This window comes from Halomonas sp. G15, from assembly GCF_021282295.1.
GTDB classification, from domain to species: Bacteria; Pseudomonadota; Gammaproteobacteria; order Pseudomonadales; family Halomonadaceae; genus Halomonas; species Halomonas alimentaria.
The window spans coordinates 1-18,500 of sequence record NZ_JAJSPA010000044.1 but is presented as its reverse complement, the minus strand read 5'-3'; the positions used below and the strand labels follow the sequence as shown (position 1 = coordinate 18,500).

General features: G+C 67.1%; 21 protein-coding genes. 9 read left to right on the top strand and 12 right to left on the bottom strand.

Annotated features, from left to right (window positions below):
• Positions 1-110: 110 nt before the first annotated feature.
• From LWH48_RS15750 to LWH48_RS15740, 3 genes are read right to left on the bottom strand one after another with little or no spacing between them, the layout of a single operon-like run.
• The gene (locus tag LWH48_RS15750; protein ID WP_232913294.1) at positions 111-911 is read right to left on the bottom strand and encodes a hypothetical protein; all 801 of its coding nucleotides are present in this window, start codon (positions 909-911) and stop codon (positions 111-113) included.
• Between the two features lie 15 nt (positions 912-926).
• The gene (locus tag LWH48_RS15745; RefSeq protein WP_232913293.1) at positions 927-1,661 is read right to left on the bottom strand and encodes a HupE/UreJ family protein; all 735 of its coding nucleotides are present in this window, start codon (positions 1,659-1,661) and stop codon (positions 927-929) included.
• Between the two features lie 52 nt (positions 1,662-1,713).
• Entirely contained in the window at positions 1,714-2,094 is a 381-nt protein-coding gene (locus LWH48_RS15740; protein WP_232913292.1) for a hypothetical protein, read from the bottom strand.
• Between the two features lie 131 nt (positions 2,095-2,225).
• Here LWH48_RS15740 and LWH48_RS15735 point away from each other — a divergent pair, with 131 nt between their 5' ends.
• Entirely contained in the window at positions 2,226-2,501 is a 276-nt protein-coding gene (locus tag LWH48_RS15735) for a metal-sensing transcriptional repressor (RefSeq protein ID WP_232913291.1), read from the top strand.
• Between the two features lie 67 nt (positions 2,502-2,568).
• On the opposite strand, the gene LWH48_RS15730 is transcribed toward LWH48_RS15735, so the two are convergent.
• Together LWH48_RS15730 and LWH48_RS15725 are read right to left on the bottom strand one after the other, a co-directional pair.
• Positions 2,569-3,789, bottom strand: coding sequence for an MFS transporter (locus LWH48_RS15730; RefSeq protein ID WP_269816244.1), 1,221 nt, complete (start codon positions 3,787-3,789; stop codon positions 2,569-2,571).
• Between the two features lie 175 nt (positions 3,790-3,964).
• A complete protein-coding gene (locus LWH48_RS15725; RefSeq protein ID WP_232913290.1) occupies positions 3,965-4,324 on the bottom strand; it encodes a hypothetical protein in 360 nt (119 codons plus the stop codon).
• 130 nt (positions 4,325-4,454) lie between these two features.
• Here LWH48_RS15725 and LWH48_RS15720 point away from each other — a divergent pair, with 130 nt between their 5' ends.
• Together LWH48_RS15720 and LWH48_RS15715 are read left to right on the top strand one after the other, a co-directional pair.
• Positions 4,455-4,739, top strand: a complete 285-nt coding sequence (locus LWH48_RS15720; RefSeq protein WP_232913289.1) for a nucleoside deaminase — start codon at positions 4,455-4,457, stop codon at positions 4,737-4,739.
• Positions 4,712-4,930: a hypothetical protein gene (locus tag LWH48_RS15715; protein WP_232913288.1), complete on the top strand. Its 219-nt coding sequence runs from the start codon at positions 4,712-4,714 to the stop codon at positions 4,928-4,930. Before LWH48_RS15720 ends, LWH48_RS15715 begins: the two co-directional genes overlap by 28 nt.
• A gap of 12 nt (positions 4,931-4,942) precedes the next feature.
• Here the strand turns inward: LWH48_RS15715 and LWH48_RS15710 are convergent, their stop codons facing one another.
• The 6 genes from LWH48_RS15710 to LWH48_RS15685 all read right to left on the bottom strand — a co-directional run bounded on the left by LWH48_RS15710 (position 4,943) and on the right by LWH48_RS15685 (position 12,298).
• Entirely contained in the window at positions 4,943-5,824 is an 882-nt protein-coding gene (locus LWH48_RS15710; RefSeq protein ID WP_232913287.1) for a glutathione S-transferase N-terminal domain-containing protein, read from the bottom strand.
• Positions 5,825-5,909: 85 nt separating this feature from the next.
• Complete coding sequence (locus LWH48_RS15705) at positions 5,910-6,875, bottom strand: zinc-binding metallopeptidase family protein (protein WP_232913286.1); 966 nt, start codon at positions 6,873-6,875, stop codon at positions 5,910-5,912.
• A gap of 181 nt (positions 6,876-7,056) precedes the next feature.
• A complete protein-coding gene (locus LWH48_RS15700) occupies positions 7,057-8,868 on the bottom strand; it encodes an acyl-CoA dehydrogenase C-terminal domain-containing protein (protein WP_232913285.1) in 1,812 nt (603 codons plus the stop codon).
• Positions 8,869-9,118: 250 nt separating this feature from the next.
• The gene (locus tag LWH48_RS15695; RefSeq protein ID WP_161432700.1) at positions 9,119-9,886 is read right to left on the bottom strand and encodes an SDR family NAD(P)-dependent oxidoreductase; all 768 of its coding nucleotides are present in this window, start codon (positions 9,884-9,886) and stop codon (positions 9,119-9,121) included.
• Positions 9,887-9,902: 16 nt separating this feature from the next.
• Positions 9,903-11,573 (bottom strand): AMP-binding protein, encoded by a 1,671-nt coding sequence (locus LWH48_RS15690; protein WP_232913284.1) that lies wholly within the window; start codon positions 11,571-11,573, stop codon positions 9,903-9,905.
• Between the two features lie 149 nt (positions 11,574-11,722).
• Positions 11,723-12,298, bottom strand: a complete 576-nt coding sequence (locus LWH48_RS15685) for a TetR/AcrR family transcriptional regulator (RefSeq protein WP_232913283.1) — start codon at positions 12,296-12,298, stop codon at positions 11,723-11,725.
• Between the two features lie 157 nt (positions 12,299-12,455).
• On the opposite strand from LWH48_RS15685, the gene LWH48_RS15680 reads away from it, so the two are divergent.
• Both LWH48_RS15680 and LWH48_RS15675 read left to right on the top strand, forming a co-directional pair.
• Positions 12,456-13,643: an acetyl-CoA C-acyltransferase gene (locus LWH48_RS15680; RefSeq protein ID WP_232913282.1), complete on the top strand. Its 1,188-nt coding sequence runs from the start codon at positions 12,456-12,458 to the stop codon at positions 13,641-13,643.
• A complete protein-coding gene (locus LWH48_RS15675) occupies positions 13,643-14,419 on the top strand; it encodes an alpha/beta fold hydrolase (protein WP_232913281.1) in 777 nt (258 codons plus the stop codon). The genes LWH48_RS15680 and LWH48_RS15675 overlap by 1 nt, the downstream gene beginning before the upstream one ends.
• 16 nt (positions 14,420-14,435) lie before the next feature.
• On the opposite strand, the gene LWH48_RS15670 is transcribed toward LWH48_RS15675, so the two are convergent.
• A complete protein-coding gene (locus LWH48_RS15670) occupies positions 14,436-14,657 on the bottom strand; it encodes a hypothetical protein (RefSeq protein ID WP_232913280.1) in 222 nt (73 codons plus the stop codon).
• 117 nt (positions 14,658-14,774) lie between these two features.
• Between LWH48_RS15670 and arsH the strand changes: the two genes are divergently transcribed.
• The 4 genes from arsH (at position 14,775) to LWH48_RS15650 (ending at position 18,362) form a co-directional block, all read left to right on the top strand.
• Positions 14,775-15,500: an arsenical resistance protein ArsH gene (arsH, locus tag LWH48_RS15665; RefSeq protein ID WP_332875634.1), complete on the top strand. Its 726-nt coding sequence runs from the start codon at positions 14,775-14,777 to the stop codon at positions 15,498-15,500.
• A 13-nt stretch (positions 15,501-15,513) separates the two neighbouring features.
• Positions 15,514-16,599 carry an ACR3 family arsenite efflux transporter gene (arsB, locus tag LWH48_RS15660; protein WP_232913279.1) on the top strand — a complete coding sequence of 362 codons (1,086 nt, stop codon included), beginning with the start codon at positions 15,514-15,516 and terminating at the stop codon, positions 16,597-16,599.
• Positions 16,600-16,735: 136 nt separating this feature from the next.
• On the top strand, positions 16,736-18,085 hold the full coding sequence (locus LWH48_RS15655; protein ID WP_232913278.1) for a permease: 1,350 nt from the start codon (positions 16,736-16,738) through the stop codon (positions 18,083-18,085).
• A 43-nt stretch (positions 18,086-18,128) separates the two neighbouring features.
• Entirely contained in the window at positions 18,129-18,362 is a 234-nt protein-coding gene (locus LWH48_RS15650) for a thioredoxin family protein (RefSeq protein WP_232913277.1), read from the top strand.
• Positions 18,363-18,500: the final 138 nt, after the last annotated feature.

The window sequence follows — 18,500 nt, the reverse complement described above, 5'->3', positions numbered from 1 at the left end:
CAAGGGTAGGGGCGTACTTTCGGTAAAGAGCTCGTTTTGGTGCGGTAAGCACCGGCAGGAAAAGCGTCGCCCCGGCCTGGCGGCCGAGGCGACGTGGGCGATGCCCGGACTTACATCATGCGCTTCAGCTCCCCATAGTCACCGCCGATGCGCAGCACCACGGTTACCTCGTAGTCGTTGCGATTGCGGAAGAACCAGCCGTGGTTCCCGGTGAAGGCCGCTTCCAGTTCCCCTTCGTCCTCGGGCACGCCACGGCCCTTCTCGTAGCTGATCGAGTTGCCGTTGCCGTCGCCGTGGGTGTCGAAGTTGATCGGTCCGCCGTCGGACGACCAGGCGAACGTCGCGACGGCGCCCTCTTCCATGGTCAGCTTGTACTCGGTGCCTTCGCCCGGGGTCAGGGTGAAGCTGACCTCATCACGCCAGGTGGCCGCTGCCTCGGGAGTTTCCGAGGCCTCTTCCTGGGACGAGGAGGCCTCCGCCACCGCCTGGCTGGCCTCGGGTTGCGGTTCATCCTGGGCGGGCTCGGAAGAAGCCGCCGGGGCAGCCGCGCCGCTGGAGGTTGAGGCGGTCGCCGGTTGCTCTGGGGTTGCCTCGGGCGAGGTGCCGTCGGTGGCTTGGCTCTCTGCCACGGCCTGGGGCTCCGGCTCTGTGACAACCGGCGACACCTCGTCCGCGGCGGCCTGTGAGGCTTCCCGATCGAGTTCGGCCTCCTCGGCCAGCTGCTGCTTGATTTCCCCCATCTCGGTCAGGCCCAGCAGCCGACCGGCGCCGGTGGGGTCGATGGCGTACTCCGCGGGCAGCACCACGGTCACCAGCAGGGCGGCGGCCACCACGGCGGCCACCAGGGTGGAGCGGATCAGCTTGCCGGTCGAAGGCAGCTCAGCACGGGTGGGTAGGTCGGTGTTGTACATCGTGGACTCCCTGAATCAGGCGACGAAATAGCCGGTGAGCTGATAGCCGATCAGCACGAAGCCGGCGCACATCATGGCGACGTTGGCGGTATAGGCGTGGCGCAGGAATCCGGCGGTGCGACGCCAGAAGCCCATGACGATGAGGATGGCACTCAGGGCCAGCAGCTGGCCGACCTCCACCCCGACGTTGAACGCCAGCAGGTTGGCCAGCAGGCCATCCGAGGCGATCTCGTACTCGATGATCTTGGTCGACAGGCCGAAGCCGTGGAAGAAGCCGAAGACCAGCGTCGCCGCCTTGGTGTTGGGCTGAACGCCGAACCAGCGCTGGTAGGCGCCAATATTGTCCAGCGCCTTGTAGACGACGGAGAGCCCGATGATGGCATCGATGAGGTAGCTGTTGATGCCGATGTTGAAGTACACCCCCAGCAGCATGGTCGTGGAGTGACCGATGGCGAAAAGGCTGACGTAGATGGCGATGTGCTGCATCCGATAGAGGAAGAAGATCACCCCCAGCAGAAACAGGATGTGGTCGTACCCGGTCACCATGTGCTTGGCGCCGAGGTAGACGAACGAGATCAGGTGAACGCCATAGATCTCCTGGATGTAGCCCTTGTCGCCTTCGGCGACGGCATGGGCAAGGGCATCACCGCTGGCTCCCAGGAGCATCACCAGCAGCGTAAGCAGGGTCAGGGCATGGCGTCGGGCCTTGTCAGGCACGCCGAACGCCTCCCCCATTCGGGATGGGAACATGAAACCTCCACGGGTCTGTCTAGGGTATCGGCCGTCCGGTGGACGGCCCCGGTCATCCAGCGATGACCGACCGTGGAGGGCGCTCCAGGCGATAGACGCGGCGCAGCGGGACGCCGTGCCGGGCACCGATCCGCAAAGCGTCACGGAAGCGCGGTGCCAGACTCACGCCTGCCGCGAGACGGTCCGCCGTCTCGTGGAAGTGGCTGCCACTCTCATGATGCAGGTGGCGACCGTCCCCGTGGTCGTGGCCATGGACATTGGCATGGGAGTGCCCATGGTGTTCCCCTTCCACCGCCTGGTACGCCGCCTCGCTCGCTGCCGTGCTCAACGGCCCATGGGCACGCGACTCGCCGGCACTGGTCAGCACCAGGCCCGGGACGATGAGCAGCAGCAGGAGCAGGTAGCCGAGACGATGGCGCAGCCGGTGGAGCATGAATAGCCAACCAGGATGACAAGGGAAACCGGAGCGCAGGTGCCGGGCCGCGACGGGCGGCATTGGCACGCTGCCGGCAAGAGCCTAATATCCTCCCTAGGGGGATAGGAACAACGACAGGGAGCCTAAACATGCCACCACATACCCACGAGAGCCACCCCGACATCATCAAGCGGCTCAACCGCGCCGGGGGCCACCTGCAAAGCGTCACCCAGATGATCGAGGAAGGTCGCCCCTGCCTGGACATCGCCCAGCAGCTGCATGCCGTGGAGAAGGCGATTCAGCAGGCCAAGCGCACCCTGGTGCAGGATCACATCGACCACTGCCTGGATGCGGCCATCGGCGACGGGACCCGGGATCAGAAGGCCCAGATCGAGGACTTCAAGGCCATCGTCCGCTACCTGTAGCGGCGTGATTGGCCCCACCGGCTCCACCCGCCTTTCCACCATCGATGACAAGGCATGCCTTGCGTGCTCAGGCGTGCGCTTCGGTCACTTGCGCCGGCCACAGACGCGCGGCCAGCAGGGTGGCGGCCAGGGCCAGGATGGCCAGGACCGCGAAGGCGGGCATCATACCCAGGGCGCTGCCCAGCCAGCCGGCCAGCGGATAGGCCACCAGCCAGCAGGCGTGGGAAAGCGAGAACTGGGCGGCGAACAGCGCCGGGCGCTCCTCGGCCCGGCAGGACTGCTTGAGTAGCCGGCCGGTGGGGGTCATCACCATCGAGGCCCCGGCGCCCAGCACGAACCACAGCAAAAGCAGCATCACGAAGCCGGGTCCCATGAGGCCCGCCAGCAGGCTGGCACTCATCAGCAGGCCGCCCGTCAGCATCACCGGGCGCTGGTCCAGGCGCTCCAATAGCTTTGGCAAGGTAAGGGCGACGACCATCGAGCCACCGCCCGCTGCCGCAAAGGCGATCGCCACCTCGGTCTCCCCCAGGCCCAGCGCGTGGCGCACGTAGACCACCGTATTGACGATCTGCATGGCGCCGGCCGCGGCCACCGCCATGTTGAGAGCCAGCAGGCCGCGCAGCCGCGCGGTGCCCAAATAGTGATTGATGCCCCGAGTCAGCCTGGCCCAGACACCGCCACCGGCCGTCTGCGGATGCGGCGAGGGCAGCGATACGCTGACCACCAACAACGCCGAGAGCAGGAAAGCCGCCGCATTCAGCACGAACAGCAGGTTGAAGGACATCACCACCAGCAGCAGGGCGGCAAGCAGCGGGCTCAGCAGGTTCTCCAGGTCATAGGCCAGGCGCGACAGGGAGAGGGCCTGGGTGTAGCGGCGCTCGTCCTCGAAGATGTCGGGAATCGTGGCCTGGAACACCGGCGTGAAGCCCGCCGAGCAGGCATTGAGCAGGAAGATCAGCAGGTAGATCTGCCACACCTCTGTCACGAACGGCAGGCTCACCACCACCGCGGCGCGCAGCAGGTCGAGGGTGACCAGCAGGGCGCGCCGTGGCAGCCGGGTGGCATAGGCGCCCACCACCGGGGCGATGCCCACGTACACCACCGGGGCGATGCCCACGTAGGCGATCATCTTGATGGCCAGCGCCGTGCCCAACACCTCTCCCGCGCGCTCTCCGGCCAGCTCGCTGGCCAGCAGCGCCAGGCCGATCGTGGTCAGGCCGGTGCCGATGAGGGCTATCACCTGGGCGGAGAACAGGTGGCGATAGCGACGATCCCGAAACAGCTCCATCCCGTTCCTCTTGTCGCCGGGTGGCCCGCGGCCACCGGGCATGTCGACTTTCATCCCCCCCAGGGGGATAGGAACAGCCTAGTTCCCGGGAACCCGAAGGACAATTGACGCTGGGCAAGTGAAGACGATTTCGCCCATCATGTCGTTCTGCACTCACGGATTCGATGGTCTCCCGCTACGCCCCATCAGCGACCCGATACCCCAGTGCCGCGAGCCGGCGTTGCTGCGCCGTGGTCAGCGCCAGGCCGGCCTCGTCGCCCTCCTCTGAAGAGCCCGCCAGCACCACCATGCCGGCCTCATCATCGATGTGCAGTAATCGCTCGCCGCAGCGCCGGCACTGCCAGGCAGCCAGGCCCCGGGCATCCGGCACCACCTCGAGCTCATCGGCGCCCTGGCCGAGCTGGATGGCCTCCTGGGGCCAGAGGCTCACGGGCTCACCCTCGGCATCCCTGCCGTTGCCGAGGGAGCCACCACAAACCAGCAGCGTGACGGCGCCGCAGTCGCAGGCGAGTTGCCCATAGGGTCCATTGCTCATGATTGGCTCCTCGAGAAGGGGTAGCCACAGTGTGGCAGCCGCAGGCGACCCTGCCGAACCGGGACCCGGCTTGGCCGGCGCAGCGCATGGCGTATGCTGGTGGCTCCCAAGGACACAAGGAGCCCTGACCATGATCGACGACACGGACATGACCCACCTGGAGCGCTGCGTGGCACTGGCGGAGAAAGGCCTGGAGGCGGGCGACGAGCCGTTCGGCTCGGTGCTGGTGAGCGGCGACGGCGAGGTGCTGGCGGAGGACCACAACCATGTGGCCGGCGGGGATGCCACCCAACATCCGGAGTTTTTCCTGGCACGCTGGGCCGCGGAGCACCTGACACCAGTGCAGCGCGCCAGGGCCACGGTATACACCTCGGGCGAGCACTGCCCATGTGCGCGGCAGCCCACGGCTGGGTAGGGCTGGGGCGAATCGTCTACGCAAGTTCCTCGCAGCAGCTCATCGGCTGGCTCGAGGAGATGGGCGTCACGCCGGCGCCGGTGGCCCCGCTGCCGATCCAGCAGGTGGTGCCGAACGCGGTGGTCGAGGGGCCAGTGCCGGCCTTCGCCGAGCGGATCCGCGAACTGCACCGGCGCCTGCACGGCGCCTGAAGCGAGCTGGCCTCAACCGGTGACTCGGGCCTGCTCGATAAACGCCGCGCAGCGCTGCTGGGCAGGCCGCTCGGCCAGTCCCGCCCAGTAGGCCTCGAACTCGGGGCGCCGCGGCAGGGTGCCGAACTGCATACCCCAGCCGATGTGCGAGCCGACGTAGACATCGGCCGCGCTGAAGGCATCGCCGGCAATGCAGGACCTTCCCGCCACGGCGCCGGCCAGGGCTTCCACCAGCGTCCAGTAGTCGCCGCAGCCCAGCCGCATCTTCTGCTCCGCCGTGGGCTGCACACCCAGGTCATTGAGGGCAATAGCGCTCTCCAGCGGCCCGGCCGCGAAGAACAGCCAGCGATAGTAATCGCCTCTGGCGGCCGGTGGTGGCGCCAGCATCGCCTCGGGGAAGGCATCGGCCAGGTAGGCGCAGATCGCCGCGGACTCGGTCACCACGGTGTCGCCGTGACGGATGGCGGGCACCTTGCCAAGCGGGTTGAGGGCGAGGTACTCCGGCGACTTCATGGCGGCGCCGTACTCAAGCGTCACCGTGCGGTAGTTGACGCCGAGTTCCTCGAGCATCCAGTGCACGATGCCACCTCGCGACAGCGGGTTGGTGTAGAACACCAGCTCCGCGGGCGCCGTCTCGGCCGAGCCTCTCTCGGCTTTCCCGGGCGCACCGGGCTCCGCCAGCGCCGGCGGCGGCAGCGTCACCTCGGGCGGCAGCACATAGCCCTCGCCGGGCGTGTTGACCACCTCGATGCCCACCGCGCGCAGCACGGCGACCTCCTGATAGAGCGTGCGCAGCGAGACGCCCAGCGCCTCGGCAAGTTCAGGGCCCGGCATGGGCTCACGGCGATGGCGCAGGAGGCGGATCAGCTCCTGCAGGCGGGTGGTTCGTGACATGGGCGATTCCTCTTGAGGGTGGTGGGGGCAATCGCCACCGCGACGGGACGTGGAGGCAATCATCATGCCCCCAACTTGGGTCGACTTACAGCCCCTGGGCGCCACGACGCAGCCAGTCATGCACGAACACCAGTTTGCGCCGTGCGGCATCCGAGAGAACGAAGGGGTAGAGATCGGAGAGCCCCATGGAACGATTGACGTGGTTGACGCCTGCCACCAGGCTGGCGGCGACCCGCATCAAGCGCTCGGCGTCGGGCTCCATGTAGGGGTCCCAGTGGGGGCTCGGCAGCTCCGGCGAGGAGAGCCCCGCCGCCACGAAACTGTCGGTGATATCGGTGAGATGAAGCAGGTGGGCGGCGGTCTCGGCCCAGTCCTCATGGGGGTGCGCGGAGGCATAGGCGGTGAGGAAACTCGACTGCCAGCCGGGCGGCGGACCGTCGTGGAAGTACTGCTGGAGCGCACTGGGATAGTCCACTCGCTCGTCGCCGAACATGTTGCGGAAGGCATCCAGGAAGTCATCCCGCAGGCTAAGCCGCCACCACAGCATATGCGAGATCTCGTGGCGCATATGGCCGATCATGGTGCGGTAGGGCTCTTCCAGGGCTTCCCGACGTGTGGTGCGCAGCACCGCATCCGCCTCGGCCACGCTGATGGTCACCACGCCCCCGGCATGGCCCATGGCCACCGGGGTCGGGCCCTCGGCCAGCATATGAAATACCGGCGGCGCGCCGGGATCCTCGGGGCGAAACCAGTGCCAGCGTCCCAGGTTGTCGAGCACCCAGCGCTTGGCGGCCTCGGTCTGCGCCCAGTTGGGCATGGCATCGGGGATGGAAGGGTCCGGCGCCAGCGCAGTCATGGCACAGGAGCGGCAGAAGGCGCCCTGCTTCGGGGCGATCCAGTTACAGCCGATGACCTCGCGATTCACGCAGAACGGCGGCATGGGCAGAAACGCCCTGGCCTGAGGGTCATAGGCGACGGGCGTGCCGTCGGCGGTGGCGAGGTTATCGAACCAGAGGGACCCGGCACCGACCGGGTTGGCAAAGACACGCATGAGGCAGTCACTCCGCTGTTACCGCAAGGCAGATGGCCCGACGCTCTACCCCGCATCGTCCTCCTTACGCGGCCGCCGATCAAACTCCCTCCGTTAACGTCCTGTCCAATGCGCGGAAGGCGGCGAGGGAAGCCCCCGCCGCCTGTCGTTCGTCGCTATGAACGCAAGTCCGTAACTCGACTCAGATTTCAAACCCCAGGCCGAAGTCCTCGGCGCTGATCGCCATCAGCGGCTCGGCGCCGGCCTCAATGGCTCCCTTGTGGGCGCGGGTGCGCGGCACCAGGCGCTGGTAGAAGAAGCGCGCGGTATCGAGCTTGGCACGGTAGAAGGCGGCCTCTTCGGTGCCTTCGGCCAGCGCCGCCCGGGCCTGCTTTGCCGCGCGAGCGAACAGATAGGCCAGGGTCACGTAGCCGGCGTACATCAGGTAGTCGACGCTGGCCGCGCCAACCTCCTCGCGGTCGGTCATCGCCTTCATGCCGATGGCCATGGTCATCTCGCCCCACTCGGCGTTGAGCTTGGCCAGCGGGCGCACGAACTCGGCCAGCTCGCTGTTGCCCTCCTCGGCCTGGCAGAACTTGTGGATCTCCTTGGTGAACACCTTGAGGCTCTCGCCCTGGCTCATCAGCACCTTGCGACCCAGCAGGTCGAGGGCCTGGATGCCGGTGGTGCCCTCGTAGAGGCGGGTGATGCGCGCATCGCGTACCAGCTGCTCCATGCCCCACTCCTGGATGAAGCCGTGGCCGCCGAACACCTGGACGCCCTCGTTGGTGGCCTCGAAGCCCACCTCGGTGAGGAACGCCTTGACGATCGGAGTCAGCAGGCCCAGCAGGGTCTCGGCGCGCTCCTTCTCGGCAGCATCCGTGCCGTGCTCGACGATATCGATCATCTGGGCGGTGTAGAGCACCAGCATCCGGCCACCCTCGGCGAAGGCCTTCTGGGTCAGCAGCATACGGCGCACGTCCGGGTGGACGATGATCGGGTCGGCGGCCTTCTCCGGCGCCTTGGGGCCGGAGAGCGCGCGCATCTGCAGACGGTCGCGGGCATACGCCAGGGCGTTCTGGAAGCTTGCCTCGGTGAGGCCCAGCCCTTGGATGCCGACGCCGATGCGGGCAGCGTTCATCATGGTGAACATGCAGGCCAGGCCCTTGTTGGGCGCGCCTACCAGGAAGCCTTTCGCCGCATCGAAGTTCATTACGCAGGTGGCGTTGCCGTGGATGCCCATCTTGTGCTCCAGCGACCCGCACACCACGCCGTTGCGCTCGCCCGGCTCGCCCGCTTCATTGGGAAGATATTTCGGCACCACGAACAGCGAGATACCCTTGGAGCCCTCGGGGGCGTCGGGCAGCTTGGCCAGCACCAGGTGGACGATGTTCTCGGCCAGGTCGTGCTCGCCGGCGGAGATGAAGATCTTGGTGCCGGTAATCTCGAAGGCGCCGTCATCGGTGGGCACGGCGCGGGTCTTGATCAGGCCGAGGTCGGTGCCGCAGTGGGGCTCGGTCAGGCACATGGTGCCAGTCCAGGTCCCCTCCACCAGCTTGGTCAGGTAGGTGGCCTGCTGCTCCTCGGTGCCGTGGTGGCGCAGGGCGTCGGCGGCGCCGTGGGAGAGCCCCGGATACATGCCCCAGGCCAGGTTGGTGGAGCAGATCATCTCGTTTAGCACCATCGCCAGCGAGTGCGGCAACCCCTGGCCGCCGTGGGCGGGGTCCGCGGCCAGGCTCGGCCAGCCGCCCTCCACGAACTGGGCATAGGCCTCCTTGAAGCCCTTCGGCGCCTTCACCTCACCGCCCTCCAGCAGGCAGCCCTCCTGGTCGCCACTCTGGTTCAGCGGCAACAGCACCTCGCGGGCGAAACGCCCACCCTCCTCCAGGATGGCCGCCACCACGTCGGGGGTCGCATCCTCGCCACCGGGCAGGCTGGCGTAATGGGCCGGATAGTCCAGCAACTCGTCCATGACGAAGCGAATATCGCGCAGGGGGGCCTGATAATCGGGCATCTCAACTCTCCAATTCCACACCTGGCCACGAGAAGTGTCGCCAGCAGTCAGTCAAGAAAAGTGGCGGCGGCCACTTTCAAACATGTGTTTGAAATTACGCGTGCGAGAATGGGGAGTCAAGCGTTCGTTTAAATTCCAGCCTCAAGCGACAAGGCGCAAGGGATACCACCCATGAGCAAGATGAAAAAAGGAGCAAGCCAAGGGGTTTCCTTGAAGCTTGCTCCTTGTGGCTTGCAGCTTGCCGAAGGCATTACTGCATGCGAATCCCGCCGTCCAGGCGGATCACCTCGCCGTTAAGCATGGAGTTGGTGATGATCTGCTCGGCCAGGCGGGCGTACTCGTCGGGCTTGCCGAGCCGCTTGGGGAAAGGGACCGCAGCGGCCAGGGCCTGGGCGGCCTCGTCGGGGATCTCGCTCATCATCGGGGTCTCGAAAACCCCGGGGGCGATAGCCATCACGCGCACGCCGTGGCGAGAGAGTTCCCGGGCCGCCGGCAGGCTCATGCCCACCACGCCGGCCTTGGAGGCGCTGTAGGCGCACTGCCCCACCTGGCCATCCATGGCGGCGATGGAGGCGGTGTTGATGATCACCCCACGCTCGCCGTCCTCGCCCGGGGCATTCTTCGCCATGGCCGCGGCCGCCAGGCGCATCACGTTGAAGGTGCCCACCAGGTTGATCTGGATGGTGCGGTTGTAGGCCTCGAGGTCGGCGGGGTTGCCCTCGCGGTCGACCAGCTTGGCCACGCTGACGATGCCGGCGCAGTGCACCACCCCGGAGAGGCCGCGCTCGCCGCCGAGTTCGATGGCGGCATCCACCGCGGCCTGGATATCCTCGCCGGAGGTGACGTCGCCACGCACCGCTCGGGCGGCGTCACCCAGGCGCTCGGCGTGGGCCTCGACGGCATCGCTCAGGTCGCAGAGCACGACCCGGCCGCCGGCGGCGACCAGCCGCTCAGCGGTGGCCGCCCCCAGCCCGGAGGCGGCCCCGGTGATCAGAAAGGTATTGTCCTTGACTTGCATATCGGGTTCCTCGGGGTTACTGGGTCGGTGCCTCGGTCTTGTCGACGGCATCGGCGCGCAGCTTGAAACGCTGGATCTTGCCGCTCGGGGTCTTGGGCAGCTCATCAACGAATTCGATCACCCGCGGGAAGGCGTGGGTGGAGAGTCGCTCGCGGACCTGCTGGCGGATCTCGTCGGCCAGTTCGTCACTGGCCTCGAAGCCCTCGCGCAGCACCACGTAGGACTTGATGATCTCGCCGCGGATCTCGTCGGGCTGCCCCACAGCGGCGGACTCGGCCACTGCCGGGTGGGTCATCACGCTGTTCTCCACGTCGGTGGGGCCCACGCGATAACCGGCGGTGGTGATGATGTCGTCGTCGCGGCCGGCGAACTGGAAGGTGCCGTCCTCGTTGCGGATCACCACGTCACCGGTCAGGTAGTAGCCCTCGGCGAAGGGATGCTTCTCCTGCCAGGTGTAGCCGGCGAAGAAGTGAGCCGGGGAGTTCTTGATGTCCACCGCCAGCACACCCGGCTGGCCCGGGGGCAACTCGTTGTACTCGGCGTCGAGGATCGCCAGACGGTAGCCCGGCATCGGCACGCCCATGGCGCCGACATGCTTGGGATGGTCCAGCGCATGGTGGTTGTTGCAGGTCATGCCGGTCTCGGTCTGGCCGTAGTGGTCCATGACCGGACAGCCCAGGGAGCGCTCCACCCAGGTGACCACCTCGGTGTTGAGCGGCTCGCCGGCGGAGCTCGCCGCGCGCAGCTCGAGGGTCTGGTGGGCGTCGTCGAACAGGCCAGAGGCCTTCATCAGCCGGTAGGCGGTGGGGGCGGCGGCGAAGTTGGTGATGCGGTGACGCTTCATGAAGGCCAGCGCCCCCTCGGCGGAGAAACCCGCCTCGCAGAAGTGGGTGGTCACCCCCAGCAGCAGGGGCCCGGTGATGGCGTAGTAGAGGCCGTAGGCCCAGCCTGGATCGGCCATGTTCCAGAAGCGATCGCTGTCGCGCAGATCGACGGCCAGCTCCATATAGAGGGCGAAGGCCGGCATGGCGGCGAGCGGCACCGCCACCCCCTTGGGCTTGCCCACGGTGCCGGAGGTGAACATCTGCAGGAAGGGGGCGTCACGACCCAGGCGCGGCGGCGTGGCCTCGATGGGTGTATGCGCCAGCGCGTCAGCCCAATCGAGGTCCTCGGCATGGTCGGCGCTGGGGCCGCCCACCGCCAGCACCGGCGGGCACTGGGAGAGGCCGTCGAACTTGAAGCGGTTGACGTGATCGGTGATCACCAGCTTGGTATCGGCGCGACCCAGGCGATAGTCCACGGCGTCGGGGCCGAAGGCGGTGAACAGCGGCTGGTAGACGGCGCCGATGCGCCAGGTCGCCAGGATGGCGACGAGCAGCTGGGGTGAGCGCGGCAGCATGCAGGCGATGCGGTCGCCCACGCCCAGACCGCGTTCAGCCAGCCAGCCGGCGAGTCGGGCACTCTCTGCCTCAAGCTCGGCGTAGGTCAGAGTGTTGACGTTGCCCTGGGTGTCCTCCTGGACCAGCGCCAGCACCTCGCCCCGGCCAGCACGCAGATGGCGCCCGCAGCAGGACTCGAAGGCATTGGCCTTGCCGTCTCGATGGTCGTCGAGGCGAGCGATGACCTCATCGATGGAGAAACGCTCCAGATAGTCACGATAATCGGACACGTGGTCTTGGGTGCTCATGGGCCGTCCTCTTGGAAGGTTTGTGGTTGTTATGGATTACAGTTAACGTAAGCGTAAACCTATCAAGCGCTAGGTCCAAGCTAGCGAGTCGGACCGCACAGGGCAAGGGTAGAGAGCGGGAGAAACGACTAGACGTTGGTCGACGGGGTTCAGCCGACCGAGGCGGAGCGGGTGATCATGGCGACCAGTTCATCGGCCAGTTCATCGGGTGTACGAGGGCCGTCCGGGTCGTACCAGCGTACCGTCCAGTTGAGCGCACCCATCACGAAGCGCGAGACCAGGAAACGGTCACCATGGACCAACCCTTCGGCCAGGGCCTCGTCGATCACCTGCTCCCAGAGCGCCTCGTAGGCGTCGCGCAGGTGGCTCAGGTGGGCACGCGCTTCGGGATCCAGGCGACGCCACTCGTAGAGGGCGACCACATGGGCGTTGCGATCGGTGAGCAGGGTCTCCAGATGGGCGCGGGCCATGGCGTGCAACCGCGCCGAAGCACTGCTGTCACAGCGAGCGAGGGCCTTCCGGGCAATGACCAGGGCATTCTCGGTACCCTCCTCGATCACCGCGGCCAGGATCTCCTGCTTGTCACGGAAGTGATGGAAGAGGCTGCCGGACTTGATACCCATCTCCTTGGCCAGCATGCGCACCGTGGTGCGATCAAAGCCCGCCTGGACGAACAGTTGGGCGGCCAGTCGGGTCAACTCCTTGCGGCGTGGGGATGCATTCATTACATTCATCGGCATTTGCACTAGCGCTTGCTTGGTTGACCCTGAGAAGACCACAGCCCCGCCGATGGGTCAACGCAGCCTAGGACCACCTGCAATATCGACTTACAACCACAACGCGGTTCCAGCGGGAACCGCTTGCCACACCGGGAGAACCACCATGAGCCATTCCAGCGATATCGTCTTTCTCTCTGCCGCCCGCACCCCCATGGGGGGCATGCTCGGCAGCCTGGCCAGCATGACCGCCCCGGAGCTGGGCGCGGTGGCCATCCGTGCCGCCATCGAGCGCGCCGGCATCGAGGCATCCAGCATCGACGAGGGCATCATGGGCTGCGTGCTGCCCGGTGGGGTCAAGCAGGGTCCGGCTCGCCAGGCCATGCGCCAGGCCGGCATCCCCGACGCCATCGGCGCCACCACCATCAACAAGCTGTGTGGGTCGGGCATGAAGGCCACCATGCTGGCACATGATCTGATCCGTGCCGGCAGCGCCGAGGTGATGCTGGCCGGCGGCATGGAGTCCATGTCCAACGCCCCCCACGTATTGACCAAGGCACGTACCGGCTACCGCCTGGGCCACGGTGAGCTGAAGGACCACATGTTCCTGGACGGCCTGGAAGACGCCGAGACCGGCAAGCTGATGGGTGTCTTCGCCCAGGACGTCGCCACGGCCCGCGACTACAGCCGCGAGCGCCTGGACGACTTCGCCATCGCCTCCCTGGAACGCGCCATGGAAGCCACCAACGCCGGCCACCTGGATGCCGAGATGGCGCCGGTCACCGTCAGCGACCGCAAGGGCGAGACCATCGTCAGTCACGACGAGCAGCCCTTCCAGGCCAAGCTCGACAAGATCCGTTCGCTACGCCCCGCCTTCGCCAAGGAGGGCACCATCACCGCGGCCAACTCCAGCTCCATCTCCGACGGTGCCTCGGCATTGATCCTGGCCAGCGGCGCCGCCGCCGAGCGCCTCGGCGCCAAGCCGCTGGCGCGCATGCTGGGCCACAGCACCCACTCCCAGCACCCCAGCGAGTTCACCATCGCCCCGGTAGGCGCCATCGACAAGCTGATGAAGAAGCTCGACTGGACAGTGGATGACGTCGATCTGTTCGAGATCAACGAGGCCTTCGCGGTGGTCACCCTGCTGGCCATGGACGGGCTCGACATCCCCCATGACAAGGTCAACGTCTTCGGCGGTGCCTGCGCCCAGGGCCACCCCATCGGTTCCACCGGCTCGCGGATCATCGCCACCCTGATCCACGCCCTGCGCACCAGAGGCGGCAAGCGCGGCATCGCCAGCCTGTGCATCGGCGGCGGTGAGGCCACCGCGGTGGCGGTCGAGCTGGTCGACTGATGGAGGCCTTCACCCTGAAGACCCCGGCGGGCGACATCCAAGTCGCCCGCTGGCAGCCGGTGGAGGCAACGCCGGCGGGCAGCCCCATCGTGCTGCTCCATGACTCGCTGGGCTGTATCGCCCTGTGGCGAGACTTCCCTGCCCTCCTCGCCGAGGCCAGCGGCCGCGAGGTGATCGCCTATGACCGGCTCGGCTACGGCGAGTCGGCCCCCTACCCCGGCCCCCAGCCGGCCACCTTCGTCGCCGACGAGGCCAGCGGCAGCTTCGCCACGCTGCGCGAGGCGCTCGCGCTAGAGCGTTTCGTGCTGCTGGGGCACAGCGTGGGCAGCGGCATGGCGGTCGAGATCGCCGGTGCCCATGCCGAGGCCTGCGAGGCGCTGGTAACGGTGGCGGCCCTGGCCACCATCGAGCCGCTCACCCTGGCCGGCATCCGCGAGGCGGAGTCGGCCTTCGCCGAGCCGGGCGCGATGAGGCGGCTCGCGCGTTACCACGGCGACAAGGCCGAGTGGGTACTGAAGAGCTGGGTCGACAACTGGCACTCCGAGGCCTTCGACGGCTGGACCCTCGACGACGCCCTGGCCCGGGTGCGCTGCCCGACCCTGGCGATCCACGGCGAGCACGACGAGTACGGCTCCCTGGCGCAGCCGCGTCGCATCGCGTCCAGGACCCCGGGGCCCGCCGAGCCGCGACTCCTGCCCTGCGGCCACGTTCCCCACCGTGAGTGCCCGGAGGTGCTCGCCGTCCTCGTGGCCAACTTCTTGCCCGACCGGCCATGACCCCTCCGGGGCCGTCTCAGGCTCCCATCAGCTGCTCCAGCGCAAGGGCAAGCGCCAGGCCCATTGCCAGCATGGGCAGCGACCAGCGATGGAACTCCCACCACAACCCGGGCCGCTTGCCCAGACGCAGGACGATCCGGTTGGCCAGCGACCCGATGGCCAGACCGAAACCGCCCACGCTGACGCCCCAGGCCAGCGGGGCCTCGCCGTCCTTCCAGCGCGCCCCGGACCAGCGCAACGCTCTGGTGTCCGGGTGGTGGCATTGATTACATATGGATTTCCATATATTTTGGTAGATCCTTGAGGAGATTCACCTTCGTGCCCTCCGGGAAGAGGCCCCACAAGGAGACACCCCGTGACGCCCCATCCCCTCGACGACCTGCCGAATATCGACCGAGAACTGTTCCGGGTGCCCGAAGCGGCCAGCCTGGGCATACCCGTGGACCGCGAGCATGCGCCGCGCATCCTGCTGCTCTACGGCTCGCTCAGGCAGCGCTCCTTCAGCCGCCTGGCGGTGGAGGAAGCCGCCCGGCTGCTGCACGCCATGGGCGCCGAAACACGCATCTTCGAACCGCGCGGCCTGCCGCTGCCGGACGCCGAAGAGGCAAGCCACCCCAAGGTGGCAGAGCTGCGCACGCTGGCCGAGTGGGCCGAAGGCATGGTGTGGTGCTCACCCGAGCGCCACGGCGCCATGACCGGCATCATGAAGGCGCAGATCGACTGGATTCCCCTGGCGCTGGGCGCGGTACGCCCCACCCAGGGCAAGACCCTGGCGGTGATGCAGGTGTGCGGCGGCTCCCAGTCGTTCAACACGGTCAACCAGCTGCGCGTGCTGGGGCGATGGATGCGCATGGTCACCATCCCCAACCAGTCCTCGGTGCCCAGGGCCTTCATGGAGTTCGACGACAACGACCGCATGAAGCCCTCGCCCTTCTATGACCGCATCGTCGACGTCATGGAGGAGCTGGTGAAGTTCACGCTGCTGGTCCGCGGCCGCAGTGAAGCGCTCACCGACCGCTACTCCGAACGCAAGGAGTCGGCCGCCGAGCTCTCCGCCCGGGTAAACCAGCGCGCCATCTGACAGGAGTCTCACCATGACCACTCATCAGGAATCCCATTCGCCCAACACCTCGGAGGGCATGGGGCTCTTCGAGCGCTTCCTCTCGGTGTGGGTGGCACTGGCCATCGTCGCCGGGGTGCTGCTCGGCCAGTTCGCCCCGGCGATCCCCGAGACGCTATCGCGCTTCGAATATGCCCAGGTGTCGATCCCGGTGGCGATCCTGATATGGGCGATGATCTTCCCGATGATGGCGCAAATCGACTTCTCCGCCGTGCTCGGCGTGCGCAGCCAGCCCAAGGGGCTGATCATCACCACCACGGTGAACTGGCTGATCAAGCCCTTCACCATGTTCGCCATCGCCTGGTTCTTCCTGATGGTGGTCTTCCAGCCGCTAATTCCCGAGCCCCTGGCTAGCCAGTACCTCGCCGGCGCCATCCTGCTGGGAGCGGCGCCCTGCACCGCCATGGTGTTCGTGTGGAGCTACCTGACCCGCGGCGATGCCGCCTACACCCTGGTGCAGGTCGCCCTCAACGACCTGATCATGCTGTTCGCCTTCGCCCCCATCGTGGTCTTCCTGCTCGGAGTCTCCAACATCCAGGTACCCTGGGACACGGTGGCCCTGTCGGTAGTGCTCTACATCGTGATCCCGCTCGCAGCGGGCTATGTTACCCGGCGAGCCCTGATCGCCCGCCACGGCAGCGAGTGGTACGACAACGTTTTCATGAAGAAGGTAGGGCCGATCACCCCCATCGGGCTGATCATCACCCTGGTGCTGCTGTTCGCCTTCCAGGGCGAGGTGATCCTCGAGGCGCCGCTGCATATCGTGCTGATCGCCATCCCGCTGATCCTCCAGACCTTCCTGATCTTCTTCATCGCCTACGGCTGGGCCAAGGCGTGGAAGGTGCCCCACAACGTCGCCGCCCCCGGCGCCATGATCGGCGCCAGCAACTTCTTCGAGCTGGCCGTGGCCGCCGCCATCGCCCTCTTCGGCCTGCAGTCCGGCGCCGCACTGGCCACGGTGGTGGGGGTGCTGGTGGAGGTGCCGCTGATGCTGGCACTGGTGCGCATCGCCAACAGGACGCGCCATCACTTCCCGGCCACCGCTGCGGCGAAGGGCTGAGCCATGGCCATCGAGGTGAGTGACCGCGCCTCTCCCTGTTGACGCGGGTCAAGGCGACATCAAGTCTCGCTATTAAATATATGCATAGGCATATATATTAAAGAGACCTCTCGACGCCTACGACACGAGGCCTCTCATGCCGGACACTCAACCCGCTGCCCCCTTTGCCAGGCGACTACTGTGGCTGGCCAGGGAGAACCCCGACCAGGTCCGCTGGATCGGCGCCGTGGTGGGGATCTTCCTGCTGATCTACTTCCTGCCCGCCGGCACGGCTCGCTTCGACAACGCCGTGCTGGAGGGCATCCGGCTGACCCACTGGTACGCCCAGGAGCATGTGATCCTGTGCCTGCTGCCGGCCTTCCTGATCGCCGGGGCCATGGCCGCCTACCTCAGCCAGGGTGCGGTGATGCGCTACCTGGGCCCGGCGGCGCCCAAGCCGGTGGCCTTCGGCATGGCCTCGGTGTCGGGGATGCTGCTGGCGGTCTGCTCCTGCACCGTGCTGCCGCTGTTCGGTGGCATCTACAAGCGTGGCGCCGGCCTGGGGCCGGCGGTGGCCTTCCTCTACTCGGGGCCGGCGATCAACGTCATGGCGGTGGTGGTCACCGCCAAGGTGCTGGGCCTGGAACTGGGCCTGGCGCGGGCCATCGGCGCCATCTTCTTCGCGGTGGTGATCGGCGTGATCATGCACCTGATCTATCGGCGCGAAGAGCTGGCGCGCAGCCAGCAGAGTGCTCGCGGCTTCGGCGTCGATGACGACGGCCGTCCGCTGGGCCAGGTAGCGGCCTTCTTCGGCCTGATGGTGGGCATCCTGGTGTTCGCCAACTGGGCCGCCGCCGACAGTCCCACCTGGATGGCCATCCACGCCTGGAAGTGGCAGATCACCGCGGTGCTCGGCGGGCTCTTCGCCCTGCTGCTGATGCGCCGCTGGGGCTGGCCGCTGCGCCAGGTGGCGATGCTGACCAGCGCCGTGGCGCTGGCCGCCCTGCTGGTGCCGGGCGTGCCGGAGCTCGCCTTCGCAGTGGGCATCATCGGCATCATGCTGATCGCCACCCTGCGCGAAGAGGACCGCGAGTGGGCCGAGCAGAGCTGGGACTTCACCAAGCAGATCATGCCGCTGCTGCTGGCCGGGGTCTTCGTGGCCGGGCTTCTGCTGGGGCGCCCCGGGGAGGAGGGGCTGATCCCCTCCGAGTGGGTGGTGATGGCGGTGGGCGACAACGGTTTCCAGTCCACCTTCCTGGCCTCGCTGCTGGGCGGCTTCATGTACTTCTCGACCCTCACCGAGGTGCCCATCGTTCAGGGCCTGATCGGCAACGGCATGGGCAAGGGCCCGGCGTTGGCGCTGCTGCTGGCCGGCCCCGCACTGTCGCTACCCAACATGCTGGTGATCCGCACCATCATGGGTACCCAGAAGACCGTGGTCTACTGCACGCTGGTGGTGGTCATGGCGACCCTGACCGGCTATCTCTATGGCCAGCTGTGGCCCTGACTCAGGTCATTCCAGAGCACGACCCTTCCAACAGGAGCGCACCATGAAACTGAGCATCTACGGCAAGGGCTGCAAGAAGTGCGAGCAGCTGACCGCCAACGCCCAGCAGGCCGCCGAGACCCTGGGCCTCACCGTCGAGATCGAGAAGGTCACCGACATGAACGCCATCATCGACAAGGGGGTGATGCGCACCCCGGCGCTGGGCGTCGACGGCGAGGTGGTGATCGAAGGCAAGGTGGCCAGCGCCGAGGAGATCCAGGCACTGCTCGAGTCCTGATCAACCTCGAGCCCTGATCAACCTCGAGCCCTGATCAACAGAGCGCGGCGCGGCGCTCCGGGCGGTTGCCCATGCCCGCCAGGCGCGCCTGCAACGCGGAGACGGCTGCCGCCTGCCCCTCGGCCGCGGCCTCCAGGG